Origin of the sequence: Buchnera aphidicola (Hyperomyzus lactucae) (assembly GCF_005081705.1) — a bacterium.
GTDB classification, from domain to species: domain Bacteria; phylum Pseudomonadota; class Gammaproteobacteria; order Enterobacterales; family Enterobacteriaceae; genus Buchnera; species Buchnera aphidicola_Y.
This window is the reverse complement of record NZ_CP034876.1, coordinates 87,770-104,926: the sequence shown is the minus strand read 5'-3', so window position 1 is coordinate 104,926 and position 17,157 is coordinate 87,770. Positions and strand designations below refer to the sequence as shown.

Here is a 17,157-nt window from a genome sequence, read left to right as displayed (position 1 = left end):
GATAGTTTTACTCCATCATTTTTTCAATTGGCAAAACTAAAATTGAACTAGCTCCTAAAGCTTTTAATCTTTCCATGGTTTCCCAGAATAGTGTTTCACTACTAACCATATGCATTGCTACTCGATTATCATCACCTGCTAATTTTAAAATAGTTGGTCTTTCTGCTCCATGAAGTAATGATATTACTTCTTCTAATTTATTAATAGGAGCATGTAACATAATATATTTAGATTCACGAGCTTTAATTACACCTTTAATACGAGTCATTAATTTATTAATAACTTCTTTTTTTATAGAATTGATATTTCCAATTTTACAAATAAGACATGCATGAGAACGATATACTACTTGTACTTCACGTAGACTATTAGCTTCTAATGTCGCTCCTGTTGAAACTAAATCGCAAATAGCATCTGCTAAACCAGCTCTAGGAGCTACTTCTACTGATCCATTTAGCATGCACGATTTAAAAGAAATGTTTTTTTGATCTAAATATTTTTTTAATAAATGAGGATATGAAGTAGCAATTCTAATATTTTTTAAACATTCTATACCAGAATATGGAGTACTAATAGGAATTGCTAAAGATAATCGACATACTCCAAAATCTAAACGTCTCAAAGTAATATAAGAATGTTCTGCTTTTTGTGATATTCTTTTCAATAGTTCTTCTTCAAGGACATTTTCTCCAACTATTCCTAAATCTACTACTCCATCCATTACTAATCCAGGAATATCATCATCACGAACTAACATAACATCAATAGACATATTTTCAGCAAAAGCGATCAATTTTTGCTGTTTTAAATTTATTTTAATACCACAAGATGTCAATAACTTTATAGAATCATTACTTAAACGACCAGTTTTCTGCATCGCTATACGTACACGATTATTATCAAACATATTTTCAATCCTTTAAAAGTTTTTTTATACTAAAAAATAAAAAAACCCAAAATTATAAGGGTTTTTGAAAAATCATTTTTTTATAAAGTCAATTAAATCATATATAATTAAAAAGGGTTTATTATATAAATAATGTTATCGTAAAATTTCAATATAATAAATAAAAATTATCGGTAATTATAAGTTTTTTAAAAATCATTTTTAAAAAGGAACTATTTTAAATTTTAAAAACTTTATTACAAAAATCTAATAGAGGCTTTTTATGATTAATTCAAAAAATTTTTTATATGATAAAATATGATTGATAGAATTTAAAATAGTTAATAATTTCTTTAAAGAAATACAATGCGAATTGTATCTTCAAAAAAAAGTTGTTTTAAGATTTGTATATACAAAATAAAATTATTTTTACTAGTGAAAAATATAATTTTTTTAATTTAAGAATTAATTTCAATTATCACTATAATTGCGGCATCGCTTCCAAAAAATTTGGGGGCTTGATGGAAAGCTATGATATCTGGATGTTGAGATAACCAGAAAGGTGTTTGTTTTTTTAAAATATGTTTACCATATCCATACATAATATGTGCACAAAAAATCTTCTCTTTTTGACATACTGTAATTAATTCACCTAATGCTTTTTGAGCTTGATATTGCGTTAATCCATGCAAATCTAAAAAGATGTCTGGATTGTATTTTCCTTTTTTTAAATTTTCCAGAACATCATATAAATTTTTATGCCGCATATAAGAAATAGGATTATCTTTAAAGAAAATTTTTTTATTTCTATAGGAAAAATAATGACTATGAGCATCCTGTTCAAAAATAATACGTTTAAATAATATATTATCATTATTTTTTTTATGCACTCGAGGATGAAAGATAGTATCTTGTACTATCTCACGAGTACCATTTAACCATTGACGAAATAAATAATTTTCATCGAAAGTATATCGTCTATTTTTATTCATAAGCATTTATTACCAATGATTTTAATAAATTTGTACAGTTTCAGTAGATGTATTTTTTATAATTATTTACATATTTTTTTTAATTATATAATTTAGTTTTTATAAAAACAACAAATAAAAAAATTTATTATTTATATATAAAAAATAAGTAAATTATCATATATTGATGTTTTTAATGTTTTATTTATTCTGTATAGTTGTATTATTTAATAATATCAAATAGAAGAAAAACATGTCTGGAAATACAATTGGCAAAATATTCTGCGTTACTACTTTTGGTGAATCACATGGAGAAGCATTAGGATGTATAATTGATGGGACACCTCCAAATCTTAAAATATCTTGTGAAGATTTACAATATGATTTAAATCGCAGAAGACCAGGTACTTCTCGCTATACAACTTCTCGCCGTGAATTAGATAAAATTCACATACTTTCTGGTATATTCGAAGGTGTTACAACTGGTACTAGTATTGGTTTAATTGTTTATAATAATGATCAACGTTCTCAAGATTATAGTAATATAAAAAACCTATTCAGACCAGGACATGCCGATTATACTTATGAAAAAAAATATGGAGTAAGAGATTATCGTGGTGGAGGTAGATCCTCTGCTCGTGAAACTACTATGCGAGTTGCAGCAGGTGCAATTGCAAAAAAATATTTAAAAAATAAATATGGTATAACCATACGTGCATACTTATCAGCAATGGGAAATATTAAATGTTCATTTAAATCTTGGGAAGAAATAGAAAAAAATCCTTTTTTTTGTTCTGATCCAGGAAAAGTTTCAGAACTTGAATTGTTGATGAAAAACTTAAAAAAATTAGGTGATTCAATCGGAGCCGAAATTACTATTATTGCCGAAAACGTTCCCGTTGGACTTGGAGAACCAGTATTTGATCGTCTTGATGCCGATTTAGCACATGCTCTCATGAGTATTAATGCTGTAAAAGGAATAGAAATTGGAGATGGTTTTTCAGTAATCAATCAAAAAGGAAGTGAGCATCGTGATGAGATTACACCAAAAGGATTTTTAACTAATCATTCCGGGGGGATTTTAGGTGGCATTAGTAACGGTGAAAAAATTTTATTAAAAGTGGCATTTAAACCTACATCGAGCATTCGTAAAACAGGAAATACGATTAATCGAAATAATGAAAAAGTTGAAATAATTGTCAATGGTCGACATGATCCATGTGTCGGATTGCGTGCTGTTCCTATCACTGAAGCAATGGTGGCAATTGTATTAATGGATCACATGCTCAGATTCCGTGCACAATGCGGATGATAATCATTAAAAATATGCTACTAAATTAGTTTTTATTTAGTAGCTTATACATTATAAGTATGTAATACTTTTTTTCTTTTCAATAATAAATTTTCAAAAAATATTTTTCTAAAAAAATATTATATATACTAGTTTTTTCTAGGATTAAAAAACATAAATTAAAGCGCAATAAATCCAGATTTCAAGATGTTAATTGTATAAAAAATTCCCTAAAATAATATTTTTGTTAAAGTATATTTTTCACGATAGCATTATTAATATTTTATAATATAGATTATATTCTATGATATTTTTATATTTAAAATCAAACTATATTTGAAATATTATGTTTATCATTTCTATATACTTTGTTTTACATATCTATCAAACATACCATAAAATATTTTTTATATAGGAGAATAACCAATGTTTACAGGAAGTATTGTTGCACTAATTACACCCATGGATGAAAAAGGTCAAATTTGTCGTAGTAGTTTAAAAAAACTAATCAATTACCATGTATGTAATAAAACTAAAGCCATTGTTTCTATTGGAACTACTGGGGAATCAGCAACACTGAGTCAAGAAGAGCATATAAATATTGTTATGCTCACTTTAGAATTAGCAGATAGACGTATTCCAATTATTGCAGGTACAGGAGCTAATGCTACGACAGAAGCTATATCTTTAACAAAAAGATTTGAAAAATCTGGTATTGCAGGATGTTTAACTGTAACCCCATATTACAATAAACCCACTCAAGAAGGATTATACCAACATTTTAAAGCTATTTCAGAAAATACAGAATTACCACAAATTTTATACAATGTTCCAACTCGTACAGGATGTGATTTACTTCCAGAAACAGTAGGTAAACTATCAAAATTTGATAATATCATAGGTATTAAAGAAGCCACTGGGGATTTATCACGTATCAATAAAATAAAACAATTAGTTAAAAAAAATTTTTTATTAATCAGTGGAGATGATGCAACAGCGTTAGATTTTATGCAGTTAGGAGGTCAAGGTGTAATATCAGTTACAGCAAATATTGCTGCAAAAGAAATGATGCAGATCTGTTCATACGCACTAAAAGGAGATTTTATTAATGCAAGATCTATAAATCAACGTTTAATGATGTTACATGAAGCATTATTTATAGAACCTAATCCTATTCCAGTAAAATGGCTAGCTAAAAAAATAGGATTGATAAAAAGTGATACACTGCGTTTACCAATGACTCCTATTTTAAATACTACACGTTTACAACTTGAAAAAGCCATTCAATATGCAAATCTGCAAAAATTATAGAAAATTTTTAAAAATTATAATAATACCTCAAATTTTAAATATATTTTTAATAACGTCTTGTACATTAAAAGATTTTAACAAAAACAATGATTTTGACTTCAGAAAAAATCAATTAAAACCCTTAATTATTCCAAAAGGAATTAACATTCCAACTAAAAACAAAGAATATAACATTCCTTATACAAAAAAAGATTTAGAACAAAAAAATTATGATATATTTCCGCCTATATAAATAAATAATTTTTCAAAAAGATATTTTTTTTAAGTTTTATATTTATTAAAAGTATTTGGTGTAGATTATCATTATGATATTCTGCACCATTTATAGTAAAATATTTAAAATAATAATTACTATTAATTGTTTTAAAATTCAAGTAAATAATTTTTCTAAAATATCTTTATATATTAAGCTTAATAAGTATAAATCAGATATTTTTACACATTCATTTACTTTGTGAATTGTATCGTTAGTTAATCCTAATTCAACTACTTCGGAACCCATTAAAGAAATAAATCGACCATCAGAAGTACCACCAGATGTAGAAAAAATAGGTTTTTTTTTATTAATATTTATAATAGATTGAGTTACAGTTTTTATTAATAAACCTGGTTTTGTAAGAAATGGTTTTCCTGAAAAAATCCATTTTATATCATAATTAATATTATGCTTATTTAATATATTTATAATTTTAGATTTAATTTCCGTTTCAGACACTTCAGTACTAAAACGAATATTAAACTGAACAAATAAAGAACCTGGAATAATATTACTAGTTCCATCTCCAGCATGAATGTTTGCAATATTAATACTACTAGGTGAAAAAAACATATTTCCAGCGTCTAATTTTATAGATAATATTTCAGTAATAATAGGCATTCCTTTATGTATCGGATTATCTGCTAAATCAGGATATGCAATGTGCCCTTGTACTCCATGAATTGTTAAATTAACTGTGATCGAGCCACGGCGTCCATTTTTTATAACATCACCAACTATAGAAGTACTAGAAGGTTCTCCAACAATACAATAATCAATTATTTCATTTTTATTCATCAAGTATTCTACTACTTTTACAGTACCATTAATAGCATTAGACTCTTCATCTGAAGTAATCAGGAAAGACAAACGTCCTTGATGATTAGGAAATTTATTTATAAATCTTTCAGTTGCAATAACCATAGCGGCTAAAGCACCTTTCATATCCGAAGATCCTCTTCCAAATAAAAATCCATTTTTAATGACTGGATCAAAAGGATTGGTATGCCAATCTTCCTCTTTTCCTGGTGACACCACATCTGTATGCCCTGCAAACATTAATGTTTTTCCAGCACCTCTAAAAGCCCAAAAATTCTTTGTATCCTTAATATTAATTATCTTAATTTTAAATCCCATTGCATGCAAACGTTTTATAATAATATTTTGACAACCTAAATCTTTTGGACTAATAGATGGAATTGAAATTAATTGTTGTGCTAATTCAGTCACTGAAAACATCATATCTTTTTACCTAATTTAATTGTTATTTTTTATAAATATTATTTATAATTTTTGCAGAACATGGGGCTATAGCAAGCCCCATAACTATTAAAAATTTTTAATAAAATTAAGATTTTAATAAAATTATTGACTTTTTTACAATGTTTTCTACAGTAAAACCGAACTTTTCAAATAAATCTTCTGCTGAAGCAGATTCACCAAATGTTTTCATTCCAATAATTACACCGTTAATACCAACATATTTATACCAAAAATCTTCTATACTAGCTTCAATTGCAACTCTTTTAATAACATAAGATGGTAGTATAAACTCTTTATAGGAAGAATCTTGTCTGTCAAAAACATTTGTAGAAGGCATAGATACTACACGTACAGAATATCCTAAAGAAATAAGTTTTTTTGCAGCAATTAAAGTAATATTTAATTCTGAACCAGTTGATATAAAAATAATATCAAGTGGTTTATTAGAATCATGTAATATATATGCCCCATAAGCAATACTAGATAATTGTTTAGAATCTCGTTCAAATTGAGATAAATTTTGACGAGATAAAATTAACGCTGTTGGTCCTGATTTTTTTTCAATAGCACTTTTCCAAGCCACTGCTGTTTCTACTTGATCACTTGGTCTCCATACATCTATATTAGGAGTTATTCTCAAACTAGATAATTGTTCGATAGGTTGATGTGTAGGACCATCTTCACCTAATCCAATAGAATCGTGAGTATATACAAAAATATGCTTAGTGTTCATTAAAGCAGCCATACGAACTGCATTACGTGCGTATTCTACAAACATTAAAAATGTAGCTGTATAAGGAATAAAACCTCCATGATGAAATATACCATTTGCAATGGCTGTCATTCCAAATTCACGAACTCCATAATGAATATAATTTCCAGCTAAATTATCTTTAATCGAACTACAACAAGACCACATAGTTAAGTTGCTAGGTGACAAATCAGCTGAACCACCTATTAATTCAGGTAAAATTTTAGTAAATTCTTCTAATGTATTTTGTGAAGCTTTACGACTAGCAATGTTTTGTTTATTTTTTTGTAAAGAATGAATATATTTATTAGTTTGTTGATGCCAATTAGTAGGTAATTCTTTATTTACTCGTCTTAAATATTCGATTGATAGATCGGGATATTTTAATTGATATAAAGAAAACTTTTCAATCCATTCATTTTCAAGTTCACAACCTTTGTTTATGAAATTCCATTTTTTATAAATTATATTAGGTATTTCAAAAGGAGGATGTTTCCAATCTAATTGTTTTCTTGTTAAAGCAATTTCTTTTTCTCCTAGAGGAGCACCATGTGATTCTGCTGTTCCAGATTTATTAGGAGAACCGAAACCTATAATAGTATTACAAATAATAATTGAAGGTTTTTCTGCTATTAATTGCGCTTCTATAATACCTTGTTTAATTGATTTTGGATCATGACCATCAACATTATCTACTACATGCCAATTATAAGATTGAAAACGTTTTACTGTATCATCTGTAAACCAACTAGATACTTTTCCATCTATTGAAATTCCATTTTTATCATAAAATACAATTAATTTACCAAGTTTTAAAGTTCCCGCTAAAGAACATACTTCATGAGAAATTCCTTCCATTAAGCAACCATCGCCGACGAAAACCCAAGTGTAATGATCGACTATATTATAGTCTGGTCGATTAAAATAAGCACTCAAAGTTCTTTCGGCGATAGCCATTCCAACAGCATTAGCTAATCCTTGTCCCAATGGACCAGTTGTCGTTTCAACACCAGGAGTTTCACCTATTTCAGGATGTCCTGGAGTTTTTGAATTAAGTTGTCTGAAATTTTTTAGTTCTTCTATCGATAAATTATATCCAGTTAGATGTAACAAACTATATAGCAACATCGAACCATGTCCATTAGACAGTATAAAACGATCACGATTATTCCATATAGGATTTTTCGGACTATGTTTTAAAAAATCTCGCCATAATACTTCAGCAATATCTGCCATTCCCATAGGCATGCCAGGATGTCCTGATTGTGCATTTTGTACAGCATCGATACTTAATATGCGAATTGCATTTGCTAATTCTTTTCGTGAACACATATATTTTCCTTCAAATTAAAATATCAAGAGTGAATTTTAATGAATTTTATTAAAAAATTTATATTTTCTTCTCAAATATCTTTTCTAAAGATAATTGGTCTTTACCAAAAACTCGTATACCTTCAGATAATTTTTGAACTGCCATAGGATCTTGATTGTGCTCCCATCGAAATTCTTCTTCAGAAAGCACAACAGTAGGAATAGAAAAAACATCAGGAAGATTAAGTTGTCTTTTAAATATACTAGTATTGGATTCTAATTCTTTTAACAAAACAGGTGAAATAGTTAATCTATCGCATCCAGATAAATGTAATATTTGTTGGATATTACGGAAACTTGCTCCCATAATTATAGTTTTATAATTATATTTTTTATAGTAGTCGTATATTTTGCAAACAGATAAAACACCAGGATCTTTTTCGGTAGAAGATTTAGATAATAAATTTTGAGAAACATACCAGTCATAAATGCGTCCAACAAAAGGAGATATCAAAAATACATTTGATTCCGCACAAGCACGAGCTTGTGCAAAAGAGAATAAAAGAGTTAAATTACATAGAATATTATCTTTTTTCAGTTCTTCTGAAGCTTTTATGCATTCCCATGTAGCGGCTAATTTTATTAAAACCCTATTTCTAGAAATTCCTTGCTCTTCATATAAATCAATTAATTTTTTTGCTTTTAAAATACATTCTTCTTTACTAAAAGATAAACGAGCATCTACTTCACTAGAAATATAACCTGGTATATATTTTAATATTTCAATTCCTAAATCAACTAATATTTTATCACTTGCATTGATTATTTTATCTTTATATAAACCTCCTTTCTTTTTTGCATACGTTATGGCTTGATCAACAAATTTTTGATTTTTACTGGATTTTACTGCTTGAAGTATTAAAGATGGATTAGTAGTTGCATCTTCTGGTTTATACTTACAGATAGAATCTATATCACTAGTATCTGCAACAATAGTTGAAAATGTTTTTAATAATTGTAATTGATTCATATTATATTTCTCTATTTTTGAATATAAAAATTGAAATTAAATGTACACGCTATATTGTATATAATACTGATCGATAATAAATCGTAATAAGAAAAAATCATTTCAATATTATAAATATTAAAATGATTTTTCTTCTTTACACTATTTAAACATACAAAAAAGATAGATGATAATTTATATTATAAAATTTAATTTTATTAAGTATAATTTAAATCTTTCATAAAAATTTAATATTTTGTTATTATTAATGATGCATTCGTACCACCAAAACCAAAACTATTAGACATAGCCGTATTAAATTTTGTATTTATAGTATTTTGAATAATATTCATATCTTCTGCATAAGGTTCTAAATGTTCAATATTAATTGTAGGAGCTATAAAATTATATTTTAGCATTAATAATGTATAAATAATTTCATGAGCACCTGAAGCTCCTAATGCATGACCTGTTATAGACTTTGTTGCTGAAATCATAGGTTTTTTTTCTTTTAAAAATACTTCTTTAATAGCTCTTAATTCTATTAAATCACCAGTTTTAGTGGAAGTTCCATGTACATTCACGTAATCAATAGAAATATTTTTATCTTGTCTAGCTAAATTCATACATCGAACAGCTCCACATCCCGAGGGAGAAACCATATTAAAACCATCAGATGTTGCAGCATATCCAATAATTTCTGCATAAATATGAGCAGAACGAGATAGAGCATAATTTAATTCTTCTATAACTAGTATCCCTGCACCACCTGAAATAACAAAACCATCACGATTTATATCGTAGACACGTGATGCTTTTATAGGATTATTATTAAAATTAGTAGAAAGTACTTTCATTGCATCAAATTGACTAGCCAATTCTAAACTTATCTCTTCACCTCCACCCGCGAAGATAAGATCTTGTTTGCCAAGTTGAATTAATTCGAATGCACTACCAATACAATGAGCAGAAGTAGCACAAGCTGAACTTATAGAATAAGTTGCTCCATAAATTTTAAATAATGTAGACAAACAAGCCGAGATTGCAGAGGGCATCGTTTTAATTGTAGTATAAGGACTAATAAAACTTTTATTATATGTACTATCTTTAGCATGATTAATGTTTTTTTGTGAAAAAGATTGGACGGAACTGCATCCTGAACCAACAATCAATCCTACTCGAGAATTTTTTTGATACTGTTTGTTAGATATATTAGCGTCTTTAATAGCTTCTATCATGGCTAAAAAGGAATATCTTGAAGCATCATTCATAAATCGAGACATCTTTTTTGTTATTATATTTTTTTTTTTAATTGAATCCCCCCCCAAATATTACTGCGTAAGCCTAATTTCTTCATTTCTTTCGAAAATACAATTCCAGAAATACCATTATATAAAGAGTGAAATACTTCTTGTTTATTATTACCAATACTAGAAATAATACCAAAACCTGTAATTACAACTCGTTTCACTTATAATCCTTATTATTGTCAAAAATCGTATATAATATATATAAAATGTATTATTTTAATACAAGAAAGTATGAATACATTAACCTTATTATCACACATGTAAAGTATTTATGGATAAAAAATGAATGAATTATTTATTGGTATTCTTTATATTGTACCAACTCCTATTGGTAATTTATCAGATATTACTTGCCGAGCACTAGAAGTTTTAAAAAACGTGCATTTAATTGCAGCGGAAAATATTAGACATACAAATTTTTTACTACAACATTTTAATATTAAAAATAATCTAATATTAATGAATAAGGATAATGAAAAAAAACAAACTGAAAATATAATCGAAGAATTAAAAAAAGGAAAGAAAATTGCTTTAGTTTCTAATGCAGGCACTCCAATTATTAATGATCCGGGTGGTATTTTAATAAAGAAATGTCATATTTTAAATATAACGGTTATTCCTTTACCAGGAGCTTGCGCGGCTATCACTGCATTAAGTGCTTCTGGAATAATAAATAAACATTTTTGTTATGAAGGATTTTTGCCTGCCAAAAAAAAAATAAGATGTGACTTATTAAGTTCTTTAAAAGAAGAAACACGAACCATAATTTTTTATGAATCCAAACATCGTATACTTGAAAGTATACAAGATATAATTGAACAAATAGATAAAAATAGACATATAGTAATAGCTCGCGAAATTACAAAAAAATGGGAATCGATTTATGGAGCAAAAGCAAATTTAATGCTTCAATGGCTCAAAGAAGATAAATATCGTTATAAAGGAGAAATGGTAATTATTATTGAAGGGTTTAAAAATTTAAAAAAAAATAATCTACCAAAAAAAATATTAGATACTTTTTCAACATTAAGAAATTTTCTTTCATTAAAAACATCAGTTTTAATTACTTCACAAGTGTATGATATTAGTAAAAATAATTTATATAAATATGCAATAAAAAAGAAAAATGACAAATCCACTTAAATAATGTATTATTTACTCACGAAGTTGACCAAACAGTCGCTGTTTAATTTAAAAAATTAAAAAGAGGAAAGTCCGGGCTCCAAAGAGCAGGGTGCCAGATAACATCTGGAAAGCGTGAGCTTATGACTAGTGCAACAGAAAAAAAACCACCTATTTTTTTAATAATAATTTAATCAAAAATATGGCCAGGGTGAAAAGGTGTGGTAAGAGCACACCGCATAATTGGTAACAATTTATGGCATGGTAAACTCCACCCGGAGCAAAGCCAAATATAGGGTGTTATGTATTGCTCGTACTATGTAAACCTGGGTAGGCTGCTTGAATTAGTAAGTGATTACTAATCTAGATGAATGACTGTTGAAACAGAACCCGGCTTACAGGTCAACTTCACTATTTTTATAAAGGTAATAAACTTATTACCTTTAATAAATTTATAAAAATTTCATCAAATAAATTAAGAACTAATTCCAGAAATTTGCATTTCAGATAATAAAATTGAACCACATTGAATATTATTGCGTGTATCAATATCAGTACTAATACCAAGAATATCATTCCACATATTTTTTAAATTTCCAGATATAGTGATTTCATTAACTGGATATGAAATTTTCCCATTTTCGATCCAAAAACCAACTGCTCCACGCGAATAATTTCCACTTACAATATCTACACCCTGTCCCATTAACTCAGTGATTAGTATACCTTTATTCATTTTTTTCAATAGTTCTTCAAAAGATATATTATTATTTGAAACTAACCAATTATAAATTCCACCACAATTTCCTGTACTTTTTAATTGAAGCTTACGAGCATTGTAACTATTTAATAACCAAGTTTGTAATATTCCATTTTGAATAATATATTTAGAATTTGTAGATACTCCTTCATTATCAAAAGGTTTACTTCCTAAACCTTTTTTTAAGTGAGGATTTTCTTTAATATTCAACCAGTTGGGAAAAATTTTTGTCTTTAAATTATTGATTAAAAATGTAGATTTTTGATAAACGTTATCACCGCTAATAGCACTTACAAGATGAGAAAAAAAAACATGTGATATTTCTGCTGAAAACATTACTGGGGATTTCATAGTGTTTATTTTTCTTGAACCCAATCTAGATATAACACGTTTAGCAGTTTTTTTTCCTAATGTTTCTGGTGGTTCTAAATCATTTATTTTTCTTGAAATAGAATAATCAAAATCTCTCTGCATGGAATTTTTATCTTGAGCAATCATGCAATTATAGATAGAATAACGAGTGGATTTGTATTTTTCTAATACACCTAAGCTATTACCAAAAACATTTATAGTAACATGACTATTAAAAAAACTACCCTCACTATTAATAATTCTTTTATCAAATTTAAAGCTTTCTTTTTCTGATAATACACAAAATTTAATGGCATTTTCTAGATTAAATTCCCATGGATGAAACAAATCAAGATTCATAGCGTGAAAACATAATAATTTGATATCTGGTAATCCTGAAAAAAAATCAGAAGAAGAATACTTTGAAATATTAATAGCCATCTCTAACATTTTTTTAATACCATTAACACTAAAATCTTTAGATGAAACACTTCCTTTAGAAAACTTATTGTATACGGTTATAAATAAAGCACCATCACTATTAAAAGCAACATTTTCAAGAGTGCCATTTCTTATATTAACACTAATACCTATTGTTTTTTTAATAAAAACCTCAATAGCAGTAGTTTGATTGAAGGCTAATTGAAGTGTTTTTTTTACTGTATTCACAAGTAATGATTCTTCTATTTCTATTTCTTTTATCAAAGACATTTATGAACCCTCAAAAAATATTTTCTTTTATATACAAATATTATATTAAAAAATACTGAAAATTAAAATAAATTACTTTATATAAAGTCTAGATATAATTATTAGTCAATGTTAACATCTACTTAATATTATATTTTTATTTGCTTACTTTATAAAAAATATTAACTTAACAAAGTGTCTTCAGGAATATATATGAATATAAATAAAATTATTGCAGGTAATAATATACCAAACGATATATACGTTATTATAGAAATCTCCTCTAATTCATCCCCTATAAAATATGAAATAGATAAAGAATCGGGCATGCTATTTGTAGACCGTTTTATACCAACACCAATGTTTTATCCCTGCAACTATGGATATATAAATCAAACTTTATCTTTAGATGGTGATCCTTTAGATGTATTAGTACCTTCTCATTATCCAATACAATCTCATTGTGTAGTTCATTGCAAACCTATTGGAATATTAAAAATGCGTGATGAATCAGGAGATGATGCTAAAATAATAGCAGTACCCAACGATAAGATCTGTAAAGAATACAAAAATATAAATGATATATCAGATATATCAATATTATTAAAGGAACAAATTTCTCATTTTTTTCAAAACTATAAAACATTAGAAAAAGATAAATGGGTAGAAATTGTTGGATGGGGAAATTGTCAAGATGCAAAATCAGAAATCATTAGCGCATATAATCGTGCTAAAAAATAGATATAGAATATACTTTTAACAAGTAATATACTTGTTAAAAAGTATCAAAAAATAAAATTTTTTTCATTAATTCTAAAATAAAATAAAGAAAATTTTATATATCCAATTAAATCATATTTTGAATATAAATAATGTAGATTTAACTGAGAAGATAATTTGATTTTTATCTTAGGAAGAACGATTAATTCTATTTTTTTACTATTAAATAAAAGATTCCACTCTATCTCACTAGATTTTTTTGAAATAAAATCTAATGTAAATAATATATTTCCTTTTTTTATGATAACTTCTTGATTTATTCTTATATTTTCTGTTTTATTTAAAAAATAAGGAAAAAATAAAGTTATGTATTTTAATAAATTATCACTTTTAATAAAAATGTCTTGAAAACTCAAATCAGCAGATATTTTAGGGCGAGACAAAGTACCAAAAATATTTATATTACTTTCAAATGTACCTTTTGTTTTTTTAAAACTGTTCGTGAAAAAATTTAAAAAAGAAACAGGAAAATAAGAAAAAGTACATTTACCTTCTATATTTTTTGTATTATATATGTCTATAATATTTAAGTATCCAATAGCATTTGTATTTTTTAATGAATTTTTATTTTTTATAATCATCCATTTACTTTCAAAAGTATTTTTTATTATGTTCATAGATAATTTTAAATAATCTATGTTTTCAAAAATTTTTTTTTCCGTTGTTTTTTTTTCTAAAATTATATTGTCACCAGTTAACAACAATTTACCACTAGAAATATTTTCTCCCAACATCCATTTTAATTTGGCATCAATAGATACTTCGCTCTTAAAATTTATAAGAGACTGATGAAACGTTTCGTATAAAGAAGTTCTGGTTTTTTTTAACAGAAATGAAAACGTATCTTTTATTTTTATGTTTTTTTTATAAAAATCACTTATATTATTATTCGAGTTAGAATAAGAAATGACTGGACTTTTTTTTATTTTTATACTTCCTAAAAAAGTTTTAATGTTTATTTTTTTTAATAAACCATGCCAATTTCCTGTTTTATCATTAAAAACTCCATTTAGAATTAAGTTTACATATATCTTATTACTTTTTAATAAAAAATAAAATGTTTGCTTATTACAATTCCATTTAGTTTGAATATGTAAAGAATTAATATGAAAATTAGAAAAATGAATTTTTTTTGCATTAACTAAAATATTTCCAGAATCAGCATCTTGAACATTTATATTTGTAAATATTTTAATACTTTTTGAGTATATATTATTCCATTGCAAATTATCAGATAAAATTTTACTAGTAATCGTGGGCAAATTATTTTTATTATAAGAACGTATTTTTGCTTTAATTCGACCTTTTAAATCCGGTAAAAAATAATCTAATTTATTAGCATAAATGGATGAATAAACATTATATTTCTTTCCTAATGAACCTTGTAAAAACAGTTTATTATTTCCTGCAAGTAAATTTATACCAGGAATTTCTAATAAATTAAAATTTTTGTAATATAAAGAACCTAATATAGATATTTTTTTTTTCATTATATTACTATGTAAATCTATTTTAGGAATATATAAATTATATAAATTGTTCTCTACTCGACCTGATAAGTTAATTTTACCTATTAAATCTAATATATGTTTATTATATATAACATTTTTTTTAAAATTTATAGTTTCTTTATCAATTTTTTTTTGTTTAATAGGGAAACATTTAATATGTTTTATATATATATTTTGCAAATTACCTCTTCCATAAATATTGATAAAAACTGATGGCATACCTTCTATACTAAAAACATTTTTTAAAGATAAAGAATAATTATTTATTTTTCCCATTAACATACCATTGAAATCATTTAATTTTAAAACAAGATCTTTTCTTATAGACCATAGAAGATTTTTGCTCTTCAAGTTTATATAAAATGGATAGTCTAAATGATCTAATAGCACTCTTCCATGAATATTAGTTTTGTATAAATTATTAGTCTGTAATTTAAATATCAATTTATTAGTTAAATTAGCTTTAAATAAAAATTTTATAATTCTATTATGAAATCTTGGTATGAATATTTTATTTTTAATGAGACATGAAATTGAAGAATTATTATGAAAAATAATTTTGCCATAAGATTTTATTTTTAAAAACGTAGAATCTATTTGTAATCTTTTTATTTTTAAAATATTATTTTTTACTTTAGCTTTTAATTTGACTTGAAATAAGTTATTTTTTTTATAATTTTTAAAATTTATTCTTTTACATTTAAAAAGTTTTAAATTAATATTTAATGGAATAAAGATTTTAGGTTTATTAGCAAAAAAATATAAGGCATCATATATTTTATTAGAATTATTAATAGTCTTTATAAAATCTAATTTTTGAAATATATTTTTTTTACTAATAAGATGCGGAGATGTAATATGAATAGTACTAACATCAGTAGGAGAAAAAATAATCTTATTATTAATTAATTCCAAACCACTTGAAATCTTAAAAAAAGATATGTGTGTTTTAGAAGTTTTAAGTAATATTTTATCTACGTATATTTTTTGAAAAATGATAGGAAATTTAACAAAAATATTATTTTTTTTAAAATCAATAGATCTATTTTTTTTGTCAACATTGGCAGATATGCTTTTTTCTAGAGAAATTATTAAATTTTTTGCGTTAATCTCTTTAAAAATTGTAGAATTTTTAAAAAAGGATTTAATATCGATTATAACATGTATACTATTAGCTTTAATAGAGAATCCAAAAACATTGTATTTAATATTTTTTAACGTAAAATCACGCCAATTTCCTAATATTTCTTCCGTTTTAAGTCCCGTAAAAAAACAACTAGTAAAATTAAAAACCCATTTGAATCCTATACTACTTTCTATAAATAACAAAAAAATAATAAAGAAAACAGAAAAAAAAATCAAAGATTTAGATAAGCATCTCTGATATATACTCATAAAAGTATCCTGATTTAATATTCACTCATACAGGTAAAAAAATTAATTTATATTTAATTAAATAAAAGGTAATATAATATATTTATATAAAAAATTACTTTACATTTTGAAGTATCCTTAATTATAAATATAATTTTATTACAATATATCTTATAAAGATTAGCAAAAATTAAACAACTATTATAGTTT

At 25.7% G+C, this 17,157-nt stretch carries 12 protein-coding genes, 1 other RNA gene and 1 pseudogene; 6 read left to right on the top strand and 8 right to left on the bottom strand.

The genetic code is table 11. The features are described 5' to 3' along the window. Positions 1–7: 7 nt before the first annotated feature. Positions 8–907, bottom strand: coding sequence for an ATP phosphoribosyltransferase (gene hisG / locus D9V68_RS00495; RefSeq protein ID WP_158357297.1), 900 nt, complete (start codon positions 905–907; stop codon positions 8–10). A 437-nt stretch (positions 908–1,344) separates the two neighbouring features. Then, positions 1,345–1,878, bottom strand: a complete 534-nt coding sequence (smrB, locus tag D9V68_RS00490) for an endonuclease SmrB (RefSeq protein WP_158357295.1) — start codon at positions 1,876–1,878, stop codon at positions 1,345–1,347. A 232-nt stretch (positions 1,879–2,110) separates the two neighbouring features. On the opposite strand from smrB, the gene aroC reads away from it, so the two are divergent. The 3 genes from aroC (at position 2,111) to D9V68_RS00475 (ending at position 4,691) form a co-directional block, all read left to right on the top strand. Then, positions 2,111–3,169 carry a chorismate synthase gene (gene aroC / locus D9V68_RS00485; RefSeq protein ID WP_158357293.1) on the top strand — a complete coding sequence of 353 codons (1,059 nt, stop codon included), beginning with the start codon at positions 2,111–2,113 and terminating at the stop codon, positions 3,167–3,169. A 405-nt stretch (positions 3,170–3,574) separates the two neighbouring features. Further along, positions 3,575–4,459 carry a 4-hydroxy-tetrahydrodipicolinate synthase gene (dapA, locus tag D9V68_RS00480; RefSeq protein ID WP_158357291.1) on the top strand — a complete coding sequence of 295 codons (885 nt, stop codon included), beginning with the start codon at positions 3,575–3,577 and terminating at the stop codon, positions 4,457–4,459. Continuing rightward, positions 4,437–4,691 carry a hypothetical protein gene (locus D9V68_RS00475; protein WP_158357289.1) on the top strand — a complete coding sequence of 85 codons (255 nt, stop codon included), beginning with the start codon at positions 4,437–4,439 and terminating at the stop codon, positions 4,689–4,691. Before dapA ends, D9V68_RS00475 begins: the two co-directional genes overlap by 23 nt. A gap of 138 nt (positions 4,692–4,829) precedes the next feature. On the opposite strand, the gene dapE is transcribed toward D9V68_RS00475, so the two are convergent. The 4 genes and pseudogenes from dapE to D9V68_RS00455 all read right to left on the bottom strand — a co-directional run bounded on the left by dapE (position 4,830) and on the right by D9V68_RS00455 (position 10,520). Further along, positions 4,830–5,957 carry a succinyl-diaminopimelate desuccinylase gene (dapE, locus tag D9V68_RS00470; protein ID WP_158357287.1) on the bottom strand — a complete coding sequence of 376 codons (1,128 nt, stop codon included), beginning with the start codon at positions 5,955–5,957 and terminating at the stop codon, positions 4,830–4,832. A 106-nt stretch (positions 5,958–6,063) separates the two neighbouring features. After that, positions 6,064–8,061 (bottom strand): transketolase, encoded by a 1,998-nt coding sequence (gene tkt, locus D9V68_RS00465; RefSeq protein ID WP_158357285.1) that lies wholly within the window; start codon positions 8,059–8,061, stop codon positions 6,064–6,066. Between the two features lie 58 nt (positions 8,062–8,119). Next, a complete protein-coding gene (gene tal, locus D9V68_RS00460) occupies positions 8,120–9,070 on the bottom strand; it encodes a transaldolase (RefSeq protein ID WP_158357283.1) in 951 nt (316 codons plus the stop codon). 227 nt (positions 9,071–9,297) lie between these two features. Next, a pseudogene (locus D9V68_RS00455) lies at positions 9,298–10,520 on the bottom strand (beta-ketoacyl synthase N-terminal-like domain-containing protein). 121 nt (positions 10,521–10,641) lie between these two features. On the opposite strand from D9V68_RS00455, the gene rsmI reads away from it, so the two are divergent. Beyond that, the gene (gene rsmI, locus D9V68_RS00450; protein ID WP_158357281.1) at positions 10,642–11,502 is read left to right on the top strand and encodes a 16S rRNA (cytidine(1402)-2'-O)-methyltransferase; all 861 of its coding nucleotides are present in this window, start codon (positions 10,642–10,644) and stop codon (positions 11,500–11,502) included. 20 nt (positions 11,503–11,522) lie between these two features. Beyond that, positions 11,523–11,895, top strand: an RNA gene (gene rnpB / locus D9V68_RS00445) — RNase P RNA component class A. A gap of 61 nt (positions 11,896–11,956) precedes the next feature. Here rnpB and pmbA read toward each other — a convergent pair. Continuing rightward, complete coding sequence (gene pmbA / locus D9V68_RS00440) at positions 11,957–13,303, bottom strand: metalloprotease PmbA (protein ID WP_158357279.1); 1,347 nt, start codon at positions 13,301–13,303, stop codon at positions 11,957–11,959. Positions 13,304–13,495: 192 nt separating this feature from the next. Between pmbA and ppa the strand changes: the two genes are divergently transcribed. Next, positions 13,496–14,023: an inorganic diphosphatase gene (gene ppa, locus D9V68_RS00435; protein ID WP_158357277.1), complete on the top strand. Its 528-nt coding sequence runs from the start codon at positions 13,496–13,498 to the stop codon at positions 14,021–14,023. Between the two features lie 44 nt (positions 14,024–14,067). On the opposite strand, the gene D9V68_RS00430 is transcribed toward ppa, so the two are convergent. Then, a complete protein-coding gene (locus D9V68_RS00430; RefSeq protein WP_158357275.1) occupies positions 14,068–16,968 on the bottom strand; it encodes a translocation/assembly module TamB in 2,901 nt (966 codons plus the stop codon). Between the last annotated feature and the right edge of the window lie 189 nt (positions 16,969–17,157).

Excerpts from the sequence above, each read along its gene's own strand:
- hisG (WP_158357297.1), bottom strand. The coding sequence starts at position 907 with ATGTTTGATAATAATCGTGTACGTATAGCGATGCAGAAAACTGGTCGT.
- smrB (WP_158357295.1), bottom strand. The coding sequence starts at position 1,878 with ATGAATAAAAATAGACGATATACTTTCGATGAAAATTATTTATTTCGT.
- aroC (WP_158357293.1), top strand. The coding sequence starts at position 2,111 with ATGTCTGGAAATACAATTGGCAAAATATTCTGCGTTACTACTTTTGGT.
- dapA (WP_158357291.1), top strand. The coding sequence starts at position 3,575 with ATGTTTACAGGAAGTATTGTTGCACTAATTACACCCATGGATGAAAAA.
- D9V68_RS00475 (WP_158357289.1), top strand. The coding sequence starts at position 4,437 with ATGCAAATCTGCAAAAATTATAGAAAATTTTTAAAAATTATAATAATA.
- dapE (WP_158357287.1), bottom strand. The coding sequence starts at position 5,957 with ATGATGTTTTCAGTGACTGAATTAGCACAACAATTAATTTCAATTCCA.
- tkt (WP_158357285.1), bottom strand. The coding sequence starts at position 8,061 with ATGTGTTCACGAAAAGAATTAGCAAATGCAATTCGCATATTAAGTATC.
- tal (WP_158357283.1), bottom strand. The coding sequence starts at position 9,070 with ATGAATCAATTACAATTATTAAAAACATTTTCAACTATTGTTGCAGAT.
- rsmI (WP_158357281.1), top strand. The coding sequence starts at position 10,642 with ATGAATGAATTATTTATTGGTATTCTTTATATTGTACCAACTCCTATT.
- pmbA (WP_158357279.1), bottom strand. The coding sequence starts at position 13,303 with ATGTCTTTGATAAAAGAAATAGAAATAGAAGAATCATTACTTGTGAAT.
- ppa (WP_158357277.1), top strand. The coding sequence starts at position 13,496 with ATGAATATAAATAAAATTATTGCAGGTAATAATATACCAAACGATATA.
- D9V68_RS00430 (WP_158357275.1), bottom strand. The coding sequence starts at position 16,968 with ATGAGTATATATCAGAGATGCTTATCTAAATCTTTGATTTTTTTTTCT.